This is a genomic window from Microbacterium esteraromaticum (assembly GCF_016907315.1).
Lineage (GTDB): Bacteria > Actinomycetota > Actinomycetes > Actinomycetales > Microbacteriaceae > Microbacterium > Microbacterium esteraromaticum.
This window is the reverse complement of sequence record NZ_JAFBBS010000001.1, coordinates 2,462,718-2,478,065: the sequence shown is the minus strand read 5'-3', so window position 1 is coordinate 2,478,065 and position 15,348 is coordinate 2,462,718. Positions and strand designations below refer to the sequence as shown.

Annotated in this window: 14 protein-coding genes; 7 read left to right on the top strand and 7 right to left on the bottom strand. The window is 69.3% G+C overall.

All coding sequences use genetic code 11. The annotated features are described in order from the left end of the window. The first annotated feature begins 57 nt into the window (after window positions 1–57). Window positions 58–1,065, top strand: coding sequence for a hypothetical protein (locus tag JOE67_RS11835; RefSeq protein ID WP_204975752.1), 1,008 nt, complete (start codon window positions 58–60; stop codon window positions 1,063–1,065). Here JOE67_RS11835 and JOE67_RS11830 read toward each other — a convergent pair. From JOE67_RS11830 to rfbA, 3 genes are read right to left on the bottom strand one after another with little or no spacing between them, the layout of a single operon-like run. Further along, on the bottom strand, window positions 1,062–2,453 hold the full coding sequence (locus JOE67_RS11830) for a sugar nucleotide-binding protein (protein ID WP_204975751.1): 1,392 nt from the start codon (window positions 2,451–2,453) through the stop codon (window positions 1,062–1,064). The two genes, JOE67_RS11835 and JOE67_RS11830, sit on opposite strands and share 4 nt — an antisense overlap. Further along, on the bottom strand, window positions 2,450–3,445 hold the full coding sequence (gene rfbB, locus JOE67_RS11825; RefSeq protein ID WP_204975750.1) for a dTDP-glucose 4,6-dehydratase: 996 nt from the start codon (window positions 3,443–3,445) through the stop codon (window positions 2,450–2,452). The genes JOE67_RS11830 and rfbB overlap by 4 nt, the downstream gene beginning before the upstream one ends. After that, entirely contained in the window at window positions 3,442–4,314 is an 873-nt protein-coding gene (gene rfbA / locus JOE67_RS11820) for a glucose-1-phosphate thymidylyltransferase RfbA (protein WP_204975749.1), read from the bottom strand. Before rfbA ends, rfbB begins: the two co-directional genes overlap by 4 nt. Before the next feature lie 72 nt (window positions 4,315–4,386). Here rfbA and JOE67_RS11815 point away from each other — a divergent pair, with 72 nt between their 5' ends. From JOE67_RS11815 to JOE67_RS11800, 4 genes are all read left to right on the top strand, one after another. Then, window positions 4,387–5,043 (top strand): arsenate reductase/protein-tyrosine-phosphatase family protein, encoded by a 657-nt coding sequence (locus JOE67_RS11815; RefSeq protein ID WP_274606821.1) that lies wholly within the window; start codon window positions 4,387–4,389, stop codon window positions 5,041–5,043. Next, complete coding sequence (lepB, locus tag JOE67_RS11810; RefSeq protein WP_204975748.1) at window positions 5,040–5,813, top strand: signal peptidase I; 774 nt, start codon at window positions 5,040–5,042, stop codon at window positions 5,811–5,813. Before JOE67_RS11815 ends, lepB begins: the two co-directional genes overlap by 4 nt. A gap of 180 nt (window positions 5,814–5,993) precedes the next feature. After that, window positions 5,994–7,463: a sugar transferase gene (locus tag JOE67_RS11805; protein WP_338041591.1), complete on the top strand. Its 1,470-nt coding sequence runs from the start codon at window positions 5,994–5,996 to the stop codon at window positions 7,461–7,463. Between the two features lie 13 nt (window positions 7,464–7,476). After that, window positions 7,477–8,568: a glycosyltransferase gene (locus tag JOE67_RS11800; RefSeq protein WP_204975747.1), complete on the top strand. Its 1,092-nt coding sequence runs from the start codon at window positions 7,477–7,479 to the stop codon at window positions 8,566–8,568. Between the two features lie 25 nt (window positions 8,569–8,593). On the opposite strand, the gene JOE67_RS11795 is transcribed toward JOE67_RS11800, so the two are convergent. From JOE67_RS11795 to JOE67_RS11780, 4 genes are read right to left on the bottom strand one after another with little or no spacing between them, the layout of a single operon-like run. Further along, a complete protein-coding gene (locus JOE67_RS11795) occupies window positions 8,594–9,601 on the bottom strand; it encodes a MauE/DoxX family redox-associated membrane protein (RefSeq protein WP_204975746.1) in 1,008 nt (335 codons plus the stop codon). 26 nt (window positions 9,602–9,627) lie between these two features. Continuing rightward, window positions 9,628–9,912: a PqqD family protein gene (locus tag JOE67_RS11790; RefSeq protein ID WP_204975745.1), complete on the bottom strand. Its 285-nt coding sequence runs from the start codon at window positions 9,910–9,912 to the stop codon at window positions 9,628–9,630. Then, entirely contained in the window at window positions 9,909–10,793 is an 885-nt protein-coding gene (locus tag JOE67_RS11785) for a nucleotidyltransferase family protein (RefSeq protein ID WP_204975744.1), read from the bottom strand. The genes JOE67_RS11790 and JOE67_RS11785 overlap by 4 nt, the downstream gene beginning before the upstream one ends. A 17-nt stretch (window positions 10,794–10,810) precedes the next feature. Further along, window positions 10,811–12,076 (bottom strand): glycosyltransferase family 4 protein, encoded by a 1,266-nt coding sequence (locus JOE67_RS11780; RefSeq protein WP_204975743.1) that lies wholly within the window; start codon window positions 12,074–12,076, stop codon window positions 10,811–10,813. A gap of 192 nt (window positions 12,077–12,268) precedes the next feature. On the opposite strand from JOE67_RS11780, the gene JOE67_RS11775 reads away from it, so the two are divergent. Both JOE67_RS11775 and JOE67_RS11770 read left to right on the top strand, forming a co-directional pair. Beyond that, window positions 12,269–14,212, top strand: coding sequence for a glycosyltransferase (locus JOE67_RS11775; protein WP_338041590.1), 1,944 nt, complete (start codon window positions 12,269–12,271; stop codon window positions 14,210–14,212). Next, window positions 14,212–15,339 carry a glycosyltransferase family 4 protein gene (locus tag JOE67_RS11770; protein WP_204975742.1) on the top strand — a complete coding sequence of 376 codons (1,128 nt, stop codon included), beginning with the start codon at window positions 14,212–14,214 and terminating at the stop codon, window positions 15,337–15,339. The genes JOE67_RS11775 and JOE67_RS11770 overlap by 1 nt, the downstream gene beginning before the upstream one ends. Window positions 15,340–15,348: the final 9 nt, after the last annotated feature.

Here is a 15,348-nt window from a genome sequence, read left to right as displayed (position 1 = left end):
TCCGGACATCACCTGTACCGTGTGACGGGAGATGCGAGGCTGCGGAGACGGGGACTGATGCCGGACCACGTGCACTTCTGGACCAGGCATCCTGAGGCGCGCACCGCGTGGGATCCCGACCTCGAACCCGGACTGCACCTGACCGCCTACGGCCACGCGTTCCTCGAGCTGTTCCAGCGGATGCGCGGCGCGGGCCTCCCTGTGTCGATCGGGGTCGACATCCCGGCATACGCCACCGCCGTCGTCGCGTCGATGGAGGAGCTCGTCGCGCATCAGCCGCAGATTCCGGCGCGCATGCGTCTGCGCCTCGGCTTCGCACTGCTGCGACGGGCGCTCGTCGCTCCCGGTCGGATGCCGGGGATGGTCGTCCTCCGCGTCGACACCTACCTGAGTGTTCGTGCTCCGTCGTTCACGACTCTCGAGGCGATGCCGACGCGGGCCAGCGTGCGCCTCAGCCGGCAGCGCGTGCTGCCCCTGCTTCCGCAGCGCGGGATCCGGCCGCGGGACGCCGGGCGCGGTGACCGGCTCGAGACGGTCGCGATCAAGGCGTACTCGTACAACGTTCCCGCATGGGCGGATGCGCGCTTCCGCAGCTCCCTGACCGAGCTGGGCATGACGCTGCGCGTCGACACAGAGCACGACGGCCGCTGGGAGGACTTCCGCGATGTCGATGTCGTGCTCTGCACGCATGGGCGTGGGGTGGACGAACGCAGCAAGCCGCCGACGAAGCTGATCGCGGCGTGGCACGGCGGAGCCATCCCCGTGTGCGGGAGCTACGCCGGCTACACGGAGACGGGCGTCGACGGCGAGACGATGGTGCTGGCCGACGGCGACAGCGCCGACGCGCTGCTCGTCGCTCTGCGGCGGCTCCGGGATGCTCCCGAGCTGGCATCCCGGATCCGCTCGGCGCTGCCCAGCGCAGCCGCCGCGCACTCCGCCGAGGCTGTCCTCGACACCAGCTGGCTGGCGTTCACCTCTGCGCCGCCGACCCCTCGGCTCCTGAGCGCCCTCGCTGTAACGGCTCCTGCCGCGGCGCTGAGCCGCTGGCGTCGCCTGATGCGCTAGGCCCGCAGGTACGCGGCCAGCGACTCGGCCGCATCGGCGGGCGTGAAGCCGGTCGCCTCGATCTTCGACAGGTCGAGCGCGCTCGCGGCCGGCCTGGGAGCGACGGGGCCCGCGGCCCCCTCGAAGTACTGAGCGGTCGTCACCGCGCTGATGCGCTCGGGGTCGTGGCCCGTGAGGCGATAGACATCGCGTGCGATATCGGCCCAGGTCTGCACCGCTCCCCCGCCCGTCAGGTTGTAAGTCCCGTATGGGGCGCCGGACTCGAGCAGGTGCCGGATGCCGCGGGCGATGTCTTCGGTGAAGGTGAGGCGTCCGGTCTGGTCGGCGACGACCGTGGGGTCGATGCCGCGTTCGGCGAGGGAGGCCATGGTGGTGACGAAGTTCCTGCCGTCGCCGATGACCCAGGAGGTCCGCACGACGTAGTGCCTGGGCACGGTGCCTGCCGCAAGGTCGCCGGCCGCCTTGCTCTGCCCGTACACGCCGAGCGGAGCGATCGGGTCGTCTTCCCGATAAGCCCGCCCGGTCGTGCCGTCGAAGACGTAGTCGCTCGAGACGTGGACGAGCGTGATGCCGAACTCCGTCGCGATGCGGGCGAGGGAGGCCACTGCCGCGGCGTTCGTGCGCCAGGCATCCGCCCGACCTTCCGGCGTCTCTGCAAGGTCGACTGCGGTGTACGCGGCGGCGTTGATGATGGCGCCGTAGTCACGCCATCGGCGGGCGCTGCGGAGGTCTGCGGAGGTGAGGTCGAGGTCGGCCCGCGTGGCGTACTCGATGTGCGAGGCATCGCCGTACTGTGCCCGCATGGCGCGGCCGACCTGACCATCGGCACCGGTGATGAGGATGCGCTTCGGTGCGATCGGAGCGACATCGGCAAGGCGCGGGTGAGTGCGGTCCTTGTCGGAGAGCCCGGCCTCGGCGAGAGGGATCGGCCAGTCGATCGCCACGGTCTCGTCCGCGAGGTTCAGGAACGCGTACGACGCGTCTGGAGACCAGTGGTCGTTGACGAGGTATGCGTACGCGGTGTCGGGCTCAAGGGTCTGGTACGAGTTGCCGACGCCGCGGGGCACGAAGATCGCCGTCGAGGGGTCGAGCTCGGCGGTGAACACGGCGCCGAACGTGGGGCCCTCGCGCAGATCGACCCAGGCGCCGAAGATGCGGCCCGACGCGATCGACACGAACTTGTCCCACGGCTCGGCGTGGATGCCACGGGTCGTGCCGACGGCGTCATTGAACGAGATGTTGTTCTGCACGGGGCCGAAGTCAGGCAGCCCCGCAGCGACCATCTTCTCGCGCTGCCAGTTCTCTTTGAACCAGCCGCGGCTGTCGCCGTGCACGGCCAGATCGACCAGCAGCAGTCCGGGGATCGTGGTCTCGTGGATCACTGTCATTGGCCCTTCGACGCGTAGAACGCCTCGGTGGCATCCTTGGCGGGCGCCCACCACGCCTCGTTCTCGCGGTACCAGTCGATCGTGGCGGCGAGCCCCGCCTCGAAGTCGGCGTACTGCGGCTTCCAGCCCAGCTCGTCCCGCAGGCGCGTCGAGTCGATGGCGTAGCGGAGGTCGTGCCCCGCGCGATCGGTCACGTGGTCGTACGCGTCGGCGGGCTGCCGCATCAGGGTGAGGATCAGCTCGACGACGGTCTTGTTGTCCTTCTCGCCGTCGGCGCCGATCAGGTAGGTCTCGCCGATGCGCCCCTTCTCGAGGATCGTCAGCACGGCCGATGAGTGGTCGTCGGCGTGGATCCAGTCGCGCACGTTGAGCCCTGCCCCGTACAGCTTCGGCCGGATGCCGCGGATCACGTTCGTGATCTGCCGGGGGATGAACTTCTCGACGTGCTGGTAGGGCCCGTAGTTGTTCGAGCAGTTCGACAGCGTCGCCTGCACCCCGAACGAGCGCACCCACGCGCGCACGAGCAGGTCCGATCCCGCCTTGGTCGACGAGTAGGGCGACGACGGGTTGTACGGCGTGGTCTCGGTGAACCGCGCGGGGTCGTCGAGCTCGAGGTCGCCGTACACCTCGTCGGTCGAGATGTGATGGAAGCGCACGCCGTGCGCACGCACCGCTTCGAGCAGCGTGTACGTGCCGATGATGTTCGTCTCGAGGAAGGGGCGCGGGTCGTGCAGCGAGTTGTCGTTGTGCGACTCGGCGGCATAGTGCACCACGGCATCCGTCTCGGCCACGAGCGAGTCGACCAGCTCGGGGTCGGCGATGTCGCCCTGCACGAATCGCACGCGGCTCTCGGGCAGTCCGTCGAGCGAGGCGCGATTGCCCGCGTACGTCAGCTTGTCCAGCACCGTCACATGGTGGTCGGTGTGCCCCACGACGTGGTGGACGAAGTTCGATCCGATGAAGCCGGCGCCTCCCGTGACCAGAAGTCTCATCGGTCACCCCTTTCCAGCAGCTCCAGCAGGTACGACCCGTATCCCGACTTCACCAGCTTCTCGGCGCACCTGCGCAGCTCGTCGTCCGAGAGATACCCCTGCCGCCAGGCGACCTCTTCGGGAGCACCGATCTTCATGCCGGTGCGGCGCTCCATGGTGCGCACGTAGTCCGAGGCATCCGTCATCTGATCGAACGTGCCGGTGTCGAGCCAGGCGGTGCCGCGCGGCAGCACCTCGACCTGCAGCTTGCCGCGACGCAGATACTCGCGGTTCACGTCGGTGATCTCGTACTCGCCGCGCGAGCTGGGCGCGAGCCCGCGCGCGATCTCGACCACGTCGTTGTCGTAGAAGTACAGTCCGGGCACCGCGAAGTTGCTCTTGGGCTCGGCGGGCTTCTCCTCGAGCGAGACGGCCTGACCCCCGGCGTCGAACTCGACCACGCCGTACGCGCTCGGCTCAGCCACCCAGTAGGCGAACACGGCGCCGCCGTCGATCTGCGAGAAGCGCTTCAGCTGCGTGCCGAGGCCAGGGCCGTACAGCAGGTTGTCGCCCAGCACCAGAGCGACGCTGTCGTCTCCGATGAAATCGGCTCCGATCGTGAACGCCTGCGCGAGTCCGTCAGGAGAGGGCTGCTGCGCGAACGACAACCGGATGCCGAACTGCGACCCATCACCCAGCAGACGCTCGAAGTGCGCGGCGTCGTGCGGGGTCGTGATCACCAGGATGTCGTCGATCCCCGCGAGCATCAGCGTCGACAGCGGGTAGTAGATCATCGGCTTGTCGTACACCGGCACCAGCTGCTTCGAGACGCCCAACGTGATCGGATGCAACCGCGTGCCCGATCCCCCGGCGAGAATGATCCCCTTCACGCTGACATCGTCGCACAGACGGCCGACGTGCCCGCGCCTTTCCCCTGGGGAACCCCGCTTATGCTGAGTCGCATGTCCGCTGCATCCTCGTCCGCTCCGCCTCGCGCTCAGACGCGCCGCGAGCGCCGCCGGATGGCCGCGGGGGCGGTGCCTCGCATCCTCACCGTGTGCACGGGCAACATCTGCCGCTCGCCCCTGGCCGAGGCGCTGCTGCGGCAGCGGCTGAGCGACCTGCCAGTAGAGGTGCACAGCGCCGGCACCCATGCGCTCGTCGGGCACGGCATGACCACGCAGACCCTCGAACTCGCAGCCCACGCGGGAGTCGATCCCTCGATCGCCGAGGCCCACCGGGCTCGCTACCTCGTCGAGCCGATGCTCATCGAGGCCGATCTGGTGCTCACCATGACCCGGGAGCACCGCGATGTCGCCCTGCAGATGACGCCTGGCAAGCTGCGTCACGTCGTGCCGGTGCGCGAGTTCGCCCGCCTCGCCGAGGCCATGCCCGACGAGCGGATTCTCGCTGCTGCCGCCGCAGGAGGGGATGTGCCTGCCGAACGGGTGCGCCACGCGGTCGCGTCCATCACCGGCACGCGCACCACGGCCGCGACCGTCGATGACGATGTCATCGACCCCTTTCGTCAGTCGTCGAAGGTCTACCAGCGGGCTGCAGCCGAGCTGCTGCCGGCTGTGGCTCAGGTCGAACGCGTCATCCGGCTGGCGCTGGGATGAGCGCGTCGGCTCCGGACGCCGGTCGGCTCGCCCCTGAAGGGACGGACGCCGGGCATCAGGACGACCCGCCTCCCGGCGCCGCGAAGACGCCGCTCTGGCGACGCGTCGCGGGCAGCTTCTGGTTCCACCTCTTCGCGGCCTTCGCCGTCACCGGACTCCTGCTCACCTTCGTCGCGAAGCCGTATGTCGTGCCGTCCGGTTCGATGGAGCAGACGCTGCAGGTCGGAGACCGGGTACTGGTCGACCGACTCGCGTATGGAATGGGTGACCCCCGACGGGGAGATGTGGTCGTCTTCGATGCCGGCCCCGAGTGGGACACCGGAGCGCAGCCGGACGAGCCGCCTCTCACCGCTCTCCTGCGCCGGGTCGGCGAGGTGACCGGTTTCGGCCCCTCGGGCCGGCACACCCTCGTGAAGCGCGTGATCGGCACGCCGGGGGAGAGAGTCGCGTGCTGCTCGGCTCAGGGTGAGGTCATGGTCGACGGCGAGCCGATCGACGAGCCCTACGTCTACGAGGATCTGCCTTTCGACCTGGGGGTTCTCGACTGCTCGACGACTCCTCGCTCGACGCGCTGTTTCGACGAGGTCACCGTGCCGGAGGACCGATACCTGATGCTCGGCGATCATCGCTCGAACTCGGCCGATTCGGCGATCGAGTGCCGCGTCGACGGCGCGGCTCAGGACTGCTGGCGATGGGCTGAGAGCGAGGGGATCGTCGGACGCGTGGGAGCCATACTGTGGCCGATCCCCCGCTGGTCTGCCGTGAACTGATCCGTCACCAGAATCGACCTATCGACGTTCTACCCGGGTGGGTATACTCCGAGTGTCGCCGTCGTGCACCACTCGAATGCTGAGGCGGAGACACGCAGACCGATGACTGGGGAGTGATCGGCATGCGTATTCGACCTGGGGATGGGGTACGTCAGTGGGGAACAATCAAGCGATCGTGTCGTGGGGCGCGAGATGGTGAGCTTCATGTCGCTGATCCGCGCGCCGCGGGCGGAGACATGGCTTCGCTCCTTCGCGGGGCGCCTGCGGTTCACCGACACCGTCATCGTCGTCGCCACGGTGTTCACGGCGCAGGCTCTGCGCTTCGGCCTGACCGCTGAAGACGTGCTGCCCAACGTGGGCACAGCTCTCGAGATCGACATCGCATACACGGGCGTCTCGGTCGTCGTCGCTCTCGGCTGGCTGGCCGCGCTGTCGATCTACGGCACGCGCGACATGAAGGTGATCGGCAACGGCACCACCGAGTACCGTCGCGTCGCCGACGCGAGCCTGCGGTTCTTCGGCATGCTCGCGATCCTCGCGTTCGTCTTCAAGCTGCAGATCGCCCGCGGTTACCTGCTGCTCGCGCTGCCGATCGGCATCTTCCTGCTGCTGGTGAGCAGATGGCTGTGGCGGAGCTGGCTGTCCGCTCGTCGCGAGCAGGGCGGCTTCGTCCGGCGCGCTCTCGTCATCGGCGAGCACGACAAGGCGAAGCACGTGGCCGAGCAGATCATCCGCGAACCCGGCTCAGGCATCCTCGTGGTCGGCGCCCTCACCGACTCCTTCCACGACGAGGTGATCCCCGGAGTCCCGAGGATCGGCGGCTTCGACGACGTCTCCTCGACGATCTCCGGCATCGGAGCCGACACCGTCGTCTTCGCGGGAAGCGACTCGATCTCACCCGCCCGCCTTCGAGAGATGGGCTGGGATCTCGAGGCACGCCGGGTCGACCTGATCGTGGCACCCGCGCTGACCGACATCGCAGGTCCGCGCATCCATGCCCGCCAGGTCGCAGGTCTGCCCCTCATCCACGTCGACTATCCGTCGTTCACCGGTGTCAGGTACGCGACGAAGCGTGCGTTCGACGTCGTCGTCAGCGCCACACTGCTGCTTCTGCTCAGCCCGGTGATGCTGATGATCGCGATGCTCGTGCGAACCGACGGAGGCCCTGCACTGTTCCGCCAGCAGCGGGTCGGCCACGGCGGTCGCGATTTCGCGATGATCAAGTTCCGCTCGATGACCGCGAACGCCGAACACCACCTGGCCAGCCTGCTCGACCAGAACGAGGGCAACGGCGTGCTGTTCAAGATGAAGGACGACCCGCGCATCACCAAGATCGGCAAGACTCTGCGCCGGTACAGCCTCGACGAGCTGCCCCAGCTGTGGAACGTGCTGCGCGGTGACATGTCGCTGGTCGGTCCTCGGCCGCCACTGGCAAGCGAGGTCGCCCACTACGGCGACTGGATGCGCCGCCGCTTCCTCGTGAAGCCTGGCATCACAGGCCTGTGGCAGGTGAGCGGCCGAAGCAACCTGTCGTGGGATGAGAGCGTGCGACTCGACCTCTACTACGTTGAGAACTGGTCCCTCACGACCGACTTCCTGCTGCTGTGGCGCACCGTTCGTGCGGTGACGAAGGCTGACGGCGCGTATTGAGAGGAATTCGCCGATGACAGGCGCCATCGTCCACGAGTGGCTGGAGCGCTTCGGCGGGGCCGAGAACGTCGTCGAGAGACTGACCGGGCTGTTTCCGGATGCCCGGCTGCACGCCCTCTGGAACGACGCACCCGACCGGTTCGCGCCCGAGGGCGTTTCCGAGACGTGGCTCGCGCGCACGCCGCTGCGCCGACGCAAAGCCCTGGCTCTGCCTCTGGAACCGCTCACCTGGCGGCACCTTGGCCGCAGCGACGCGGAGTGGGTGCTGTGCAGCTCTCATCTGTTCGCTCACCACGCGCGGTTCTCCGGTCCGGCGCGAGGGGCGCCGAAGTACGTGTACGTCCACACGCCCGCGCGATACATCTGGAGCCCAGAGCTCGACGAGCGGGGTCGGTCACTGCCTGTGCGGCTGGCATCTCCCCCGCTGCGCAGCGTCGACCGACGTCGAGCGCAGGAGGCGCATTCGGTCGTCGCGAACAGCCAGGCGGTGCGCGAGCGCATCCAGCGGCACTGGGGTGTGGATGCCGGCGTGATCCATCCGCCCGTCGAGGTCGATCGTTTCACCGGCGAGTACGAGCTGGATGAACCGGATGCTGCGGTGCTGGCGACGCTGCCGTCGGAGTACCTGCTCGGGGCATCGCGCTTCGTCTCGTACAAGCGGCTCGACCTCGTGATCCGTTCGGGGGTCGCCGCCGGGCTGCCCGTCGTGCTCGCAGGCGACGGACCAGAGCGCGACGCGCTGGCGCAGCTCGCGGCCGATCTCGGCGCCGAGGTGCACTTCGTGTCGCGGCCGTCGCATGCGCTCCTCGTGGCGCTGTTCCGTCGCAGCGTGGCCTTCGTGTTCCCCGCGGTCGAGGACTTCGGGATCATGCCCGTCGAGGCGATGGCGACAGGGACTCCGGTGATCGCCCGCGATGTGGGCGGCACGGCAGAGACCGTGCTCGACGGGGTGTCTGGCGCACTCGTCTCCGACTTCTCGGAGTCGACGGTGCGCCATGCCGTCGACCGCGTGCGCGAGCTGCCCGCAGACGGGGTCGTCGCCCGTGCTCGGCAGTTCGATGCGACGGTCTTCGACCGCCGCATCCGCGAGTGGCTGCCCGCCTGACTCCGGCAGGCGAGCAAGGAAGTACTCAGGCGGGCGGACGCTCGCCGTGCAGACTCTCGTAGACGTCGCCGACGAACTCGCGGATAGCGTCGGCTCCGCTCACGGGGCCGCCCGCGAGCATGCCGTCCATGCCGAACAGCACGGCCGACGGGGTCGATGTGTAGCCGAGCGAAGGGGCGACCCGGCGGTCGGGGTCGTGCATCGACATCGGATGAGCCCGCTCGGCGATCTCGGTCTCGTCTGGCGCCGCAGTCATGACCAGGCGGATGTCGATCTCCGGCAGCAGCTCACGCCACCGCTCGCGGCTCTCGATCGTGCTCGTGCACGAGCCGCAGGTCGCACTGACGGCGAGCATCAGCATCGGCCTGGCCGAGCTCAGTTCGCGCAGCGTCTGCGTCGATCCGTTGGACATCGTCACGGGGACTGCCGGGGTGATCGAGCGGATGTAGTCGAGTTCCCCATCAGCCCCTGCTGCGTCGCCGACGCCGGAGGCCTGTGGTGCGGCGGCCACAGCATCCACCGGCTCTGGCCACATCACCAGCGCGACGGTCGCGGCCCCGGCCAGCACCACCAGCAGCCACGCCCAGCCGTCACCGGCGAGGGCCGCCAGCGGCCCGCCGAGCACCGGCAGTGCCCACGCCGCCACGAACGCAAGCGCACCCAGCAGGCTCAGCCACGCGTTGCGGGCGATGGTCACTGTGGTGATTTTCTTGGAGCTGCCGAAGCACGCGCACGACGCATCGGGAGTCGCGCGCCGCGCGCGAGAGAGGAGCACGAGATAGGCCGCCATCAGCAGTGTCGCCGCCAGTGCCGCGAGTGCTCCGATCCAGCCGCCGGCCACGAGCAGCACGACGCCGAGCAGCAGCTCGCCCCACGGATGGGCCGCGGCGATCCACTGCCGTCGAAGGGCCGTGGGCACGCCGAGCTGATCGAACTCCGTCAGGTCGGCCGGGCGGCGCAGCTTCAGAGCGCCGCTGGCGATGAGCACGCCGCCGAGCAGCAGAGCGGGGCCGATGAGCAGGGCTGAGGTCACCTCTCCATGCTATTCGGCGGCCGACCTCAGAGGGCCTCGTCGGCCACCGCGGAGGCGACCAGAAGACCCCTGTCGACGAGGTCGTCGAGGAACGCATGGATGTGGTGCGCGATGGCATCCGGTTTCTCGCCCGTCGCCTCGGCGACCGTCGCGATGACGTCGGCGCGCGACCCGGTGCCTGCCGACCGCCAGATCAGCGCCGACACCTCGTCGAGCGCGATGATCGGCCCGTCGGGCAGGCGGGCGACGTAGAGCCCGGCGCCGTCGTCGAAGACGCCGCAGAGCGGATGCGGGCACAGCACGGCGGTCATCGTCGCCCGGCTTTCCTCGCCACCAGCGCCGCACCTTCTCGCAGCCCCCGAACTGCCCTCATGAAGAACTCCCCCAGTACTTCCTTCCCGCGCGGTACGCGCCCGAGACGCCGGGTGAGCCGGTCGGTGTTGACCAGCGGCGCCTGCGCCGCCACGCGCAGGCTGCCCCGCAGCGTCGGCTGGGCGACGATCCGAGCCCACCACTCCACGATCCGGGGGCCGCCGTTCACGGTGATCTTCCACAGCAGGTGCTCGCGGTACCGGCGGTAGCGTTCCAGATCGCCCGTGAGAGCGGCGACGGCCACCTCTGCGCGCAGCTGGGAGATGAGACGTCGCATGCGCTCCTGGCCGCCGTCATCGAGAGCCGTCCAGGCCTCGGGAATCGTGCCGCGGTTCCTGGCCGCGTTGAGCACGAGGATCAGCAGCTGTGCGTCGATGCTGGGCGTGCGGATCTCGACGCCGCATACGTCGCGGCGAGCGCGATCGCGCCACAGGTGCTCGAACGCGACCTGATCCGGGAGGCCGATGCCGGGAAAGCGCCGATGCAGATCGAGATGGCCCCATACCGGGTGAGTGTAGGTCTGAGCGTGCTCGAATGATGACCCGAAGCGGAAAGTGCTGTACACGCTCCAGCCGTGGGCCAGCAGATCACGGTGCAGAGCTGGGATGGCGCTCGGATCGGCGATGACGTCGACGTCCGATCCTGGTCTGGCAGCGGGCTGCAGCGCTGGATCGACCACGTCGCCCTTGATGTGCAGCAGGCGCGTGCCCAGCCCGTCGGCGATGACCTGCACAGCGGCGCGCGCGAGGGCCAGTCGCGCTCGCCCTGGGACAGCCGGGACCGAGCGCGCTGCGGGCGCACCCGGCGCGGAGTCGATCACGCCGTCAGCCTAGACGATCAGCTCGTCCGGGCTCCCGCAACAGGGATGGCCTGGAATGCCGCGAGCGGATGCGACGCATGGAACGGGATCGTCACGACTGGGCTGAGTTCTCTCTCTGCGACGCGGCCGCTGTCTGCCGCGCCGATCACATCGCGATAGAGATGAGCGTGGATCGCGGCGATCTCGGCGTCATCGAGCAGTCCCGGCGTCGATCGCGCCGCACGGCCCAGGCGCGACCGCAGCTCGGGGTCGTCTGCGAGACGGCGCAGCGCCGCGGCGAGTGCACCGGCATCCCGCGGCGGGACGCGAAGGCCGTTCTGCCCGTCACGCACCCACTCGACCGGACCGCCCTCGTCGGCGGTGACCAGAGCCGTGCCGGCTGCGAGGCACTGCAGCACGTTCTGGCCGAGCGGCTCGGGGCGCATCGAGTACTGCACCGTGATGCTCCACGTCGCGAGCAGCGAGGCGATGTCGTCGACGTGACCGAGGAAGTTGACCCTGTCCGCGACTCCGAGTTCTGCAGCACGACGCTTCAGCTGACCGATGAAGGCATCGTGCTCGAACAGCCCGGCCCCGGCGAGGTCGAGTTCGACGTCACCGTCGGGGAAGGCCTGAGCGAATGCCTCGATGAGGGGGAGCTGACCCTTCCACGGATCGAGGCGCGCGAGCATCCCGATGCGCAGGGGCTGGCCCTCGGTCCGCGGCACCGCGCGCAGTCGTTCAAGCCCCGACGGACTGGGGACGACCGCGCTCACCGCGTCGTCGCGCAGGAACGAGACTGCGGTGGCGAGCGTGCCGTTGGAGTTCGCGATGACGCCGTCAGCCCGTGGAAGCACCAGACTCGTCATCATCCGGTAGCCGAATGATCCGAGCGCCTCAGGGGTGACGTGGTCACGCAGGTGCACGACGAACGGGCGAGCGGTGCCCAGTACAGCGAGAGCGCCGTACGCGGCCGCGCGCGTCGAGTTGGCGACGACGAGATCGCTGTCACGTACGCGACGATGCCATCGGGTCACAGCGGCCTGCACGAGCAGTCGGACGGCGAGCCCGACCATCCGCAGCGGTCCGCCCGAACTCGCCCCCGCGAGCTGACGAACGCCGCGCACGGAGCGCCAGCTCACGCCCGCGAAGACGTCCTCATCCTCGCATGCGGGAACGAGCAGGCTCGCCTGCCAGTCGGTCTCGGCGTCGAGCAGGCGCTTGAGCGCGAGCTCTGCGCCTCCTGCCGCCGTGGTGTGCGCGAGGTGCACGATATGCGGACTCGCGAAACGCGAAGCATCCATCCCCAGATTCCCCAGCAATCCCCAGATTCACGGCTCCCAGTTGCCGCGCCCCCTGACCCTCCTCGACGGACGTTTCCCGACGTCCGTCAAGTGTCACCTCAGGCACCAGGGGGTAGCGCCTGCGGTCTATTGTTGTTCGTAGCCTACAGGGGAGTCGGGTTGCGTGTACTAAGAATTTCCCACAGCGCGACGGTGGGGCCGTGGCGCGAGCGGGAAAGGGCGCTGCGGGGGCGCGGTGAGGATGTCGAGCTCATCACGGCCCGACGTTGGCATGCCGGTGGCGCAGAGGTCTCCCTCGACGACGCCGAGCCCTGGGTTCGGCCCGCATCCACACTCGGCCGGCACCCCGCGCTCTTCCTCTACTCCCCCGGTCCGCTCTGGCGAGCGCTCGGCGAGCAGTGGGACGTCATAGACATCCACGAGGAGCCTTTCGCGCTCGCGACCGCCGAGGTGCTGCTGCTGCGCGCGCTGCGCCGGCAGCGAGCGCCGTTCGCGCTCTACTCCGCTCAGAACATCCGCAAGCGCTACCCCGCGCCGTTCCGCTGGTCCGAGCGGACGGCTCTGCGCACCGCCTCGGCGCTCTCGGTCTGCAACAGCGAAGCAGGCGCGATCTGCGTCGAGAAGGGCTTCTCCGGCCGGCCTCGGGTGATTCCGCTCGGGGTCGAGATCTCGACCTCGGGACGGTCCGAGAGCCGCCGCCCGAGCAGTGACGACGGTCGGGCAGTGGTCGGCTTCGTCGGCAGGCTGGTCGAGGAGAAGGGCGTCCAGGTGCTGCTCGACGCGGTCGCCGCGTTCCCGCAGCTGCGGGTGCGGTTCGCCGGGGCTGGTCCTCTCGCGCCAGACATCACCGAGCGCAGCCGGATGCTGGGCATCGCCGACCGCGTCGAGCTGGTCGGGCCGGTGCCACCCGAGCGGATGCCCGAGTTCTATGCCTCGCTCGATGTGGTGGCCGTGCCGAGCGTGCCGACATCGAGCTGGACCGAGCAGTTTGGCCGCGTCGCCGTCGAGGCGATGGCCGCCGGTGTGCCCGTTGTCGCGAGCGACGCGGGGGCTCTGCCCGAGGTGGTCGGCGGCGCGGGCCTCGTGGTGCCGCGCGGAGACGCCGAGGCGCTGGGCGCTGCGCTGGGGAGAGCATCCGGACCCGAACGAGAGCGGCTGCGAGCCGACGGACTTATCCGCGCGGAGGAGTGCGCGTGGGACGCGGTGGCCGATCGCTATCGCGAGCTCTATCGCGCCGCGGCCCGAACCACCGGGGCATCCGATCGTGGTCTCGAGATCATCGTCGTCGCGTTCGGCTCACCCGGAATGCTGCGTCGCGCGCTCGAGCCGGTCGCGGCGCTGCCCGTCACGGTGATCGACAACTCCTCGCTCGCCGAGATCGGCGAGCTGTGTGCGGAGCTCGGCGTGCGGTACATCGACGCAGGCGCCAACCTCGGCTTCGGCGCAGCCGTCAACCGGGTTCTGGGCGACCGTCTGGAGCCGGACGCCGATGTGCTGCTGCTGAATCCGGATGCGGTGATCGCCGAGTCCGACGTCCGAGAACTGCAGCACGCGCTGCACGCGGACCCTCACCTGGCGAGCATCGGCCCCCGGCAGGTCGACGGCGCAGGTCGTCGCGCGCGCGTGCGCTGGCCGTTTCCCTCGCCCGCCGGCGCATGGCTCGATGCTGCCGGACTCGGGCGGCGGCGACGCGACCGCGACGGCTTCGTGATCGGGTCGGTTCTGCTGCTGCGCGCGGAGGCGCTGGATCAGCTGGGCGGATTCGACGAGCGATTCTTCCTCTACGCGGAAGAGACCGACTGGGCGTACCGCGCGCGCCTGGTGGGGTGGCGGCACGGCGTCGCCGACGGGGTGGAGGCACTGCACGTCGGCGCAGGCACGAGCAGTGACCCTCGGCGCCGTGAAGCGCTGTTCTTCGCATCGCAGGAGCGCTTCTTCCGCAAGCACTTCGGCACCGCCGGGTGGGCGTCGGCCCGCACAGCCGGCTGGCTGGGCGCCGTCGTGCGCTCGGTCCTGCTGCGCGGCGAGCGCAGCCGGGAAGCACGAAGAAGAGCCGCGCTGTACCGCCTCGGGCCCGTGCGCGTCGAAGGGCGTTTCCGCGCCGATGCGGCTGAGGTCGAGCGGATGGTCGTCTGATGCACATCGTGCAGATCGTTCCGACGATCGGCTCCGGCTCGGGTGTCGGAGGCAGTGCGATGCGCCTGTCGGAGGAGCTGCGCCGTCTGGGCCACACCGTCGAGGCGTTCACCGCCGACATGGCGCGCGGCCACGGTCGCGCTCGTCCCCGCTCCCTGCTGCTGCATCGTGTCTCACGCGTCTGGTACGCGGTCGAGTTCTCGATCGCGGGAACGCGAAAGGCCAGGCGATTCCTCGCAGAGCACCCTGAGGCAGTGTCCATCTGCCACAACGCCGTGATGGCCGGCGACGTCTACGTCAACCACGGCATCGTCTTCTCATCGATGCGGGCGCGAGGCGACACATTCTGGCGAATGGTGCGCAATCCGCTGCACTCCTTCACCTTCGTGCGCGACCGCATCCGGTATCGAGGGCACACGCACCGCGCGATCGTCGCACTGACCGACAACGAGGTCGGTGAGCTGTCGCGTGCGTATGGCAGGGTCGCGCCGCCGATCACCGTGATCCCGCATGGAGTCGATCTCGAGCGCTTTCGCCCGCCGGACGCAGCAGAGCGATCAACGGCCCGGGCCGCACTGAACCTCGATGACGAGCACCGAGTGGCGCTGTTCGTCGGGCACGAGTTCGAGCGCAAGGGCGTCGGCGAGGCGATCGATGCCCTCGTGCACGCTCCCACCGTGCTGCTGCTCGTCGTCGGCGGATACGAGTCGGTCATCGAGAAGATGCGCGGTCGCGCCGAAGCCGTCGGCGTGGCCGACCGCGTCCTGTTCGCGGGCCCGCAGACAGATCTGCCGCGGTTCTTCGCCGCCGCTGACCTATTCCTGTTCCCCAGCTACTACGAGTCCTACGGCCTGGTGATCACCGAGGCCCTCGCGAGCGGAATCCCGGTGATCGCGACCCGTACAGGATGCGCGACCGACCTGATCGACGATGGCGTGAACGGGTATCTCGTGGATCGGAATCCGGCGATGATCGGCCACGCGCTCGAGCGCATCGCCGCCACGGAGGTCGATGAGTGGCGCGAGCGCTGCCGGGCGAGTGTCACGCACCTCACCTGGCGGGCGACGGCCGAGCGGTACATCGCGCTGCTGCGCGACGTCGCTCCTGAGCGAGCGGGAGCGGCATGAGGATCCTGC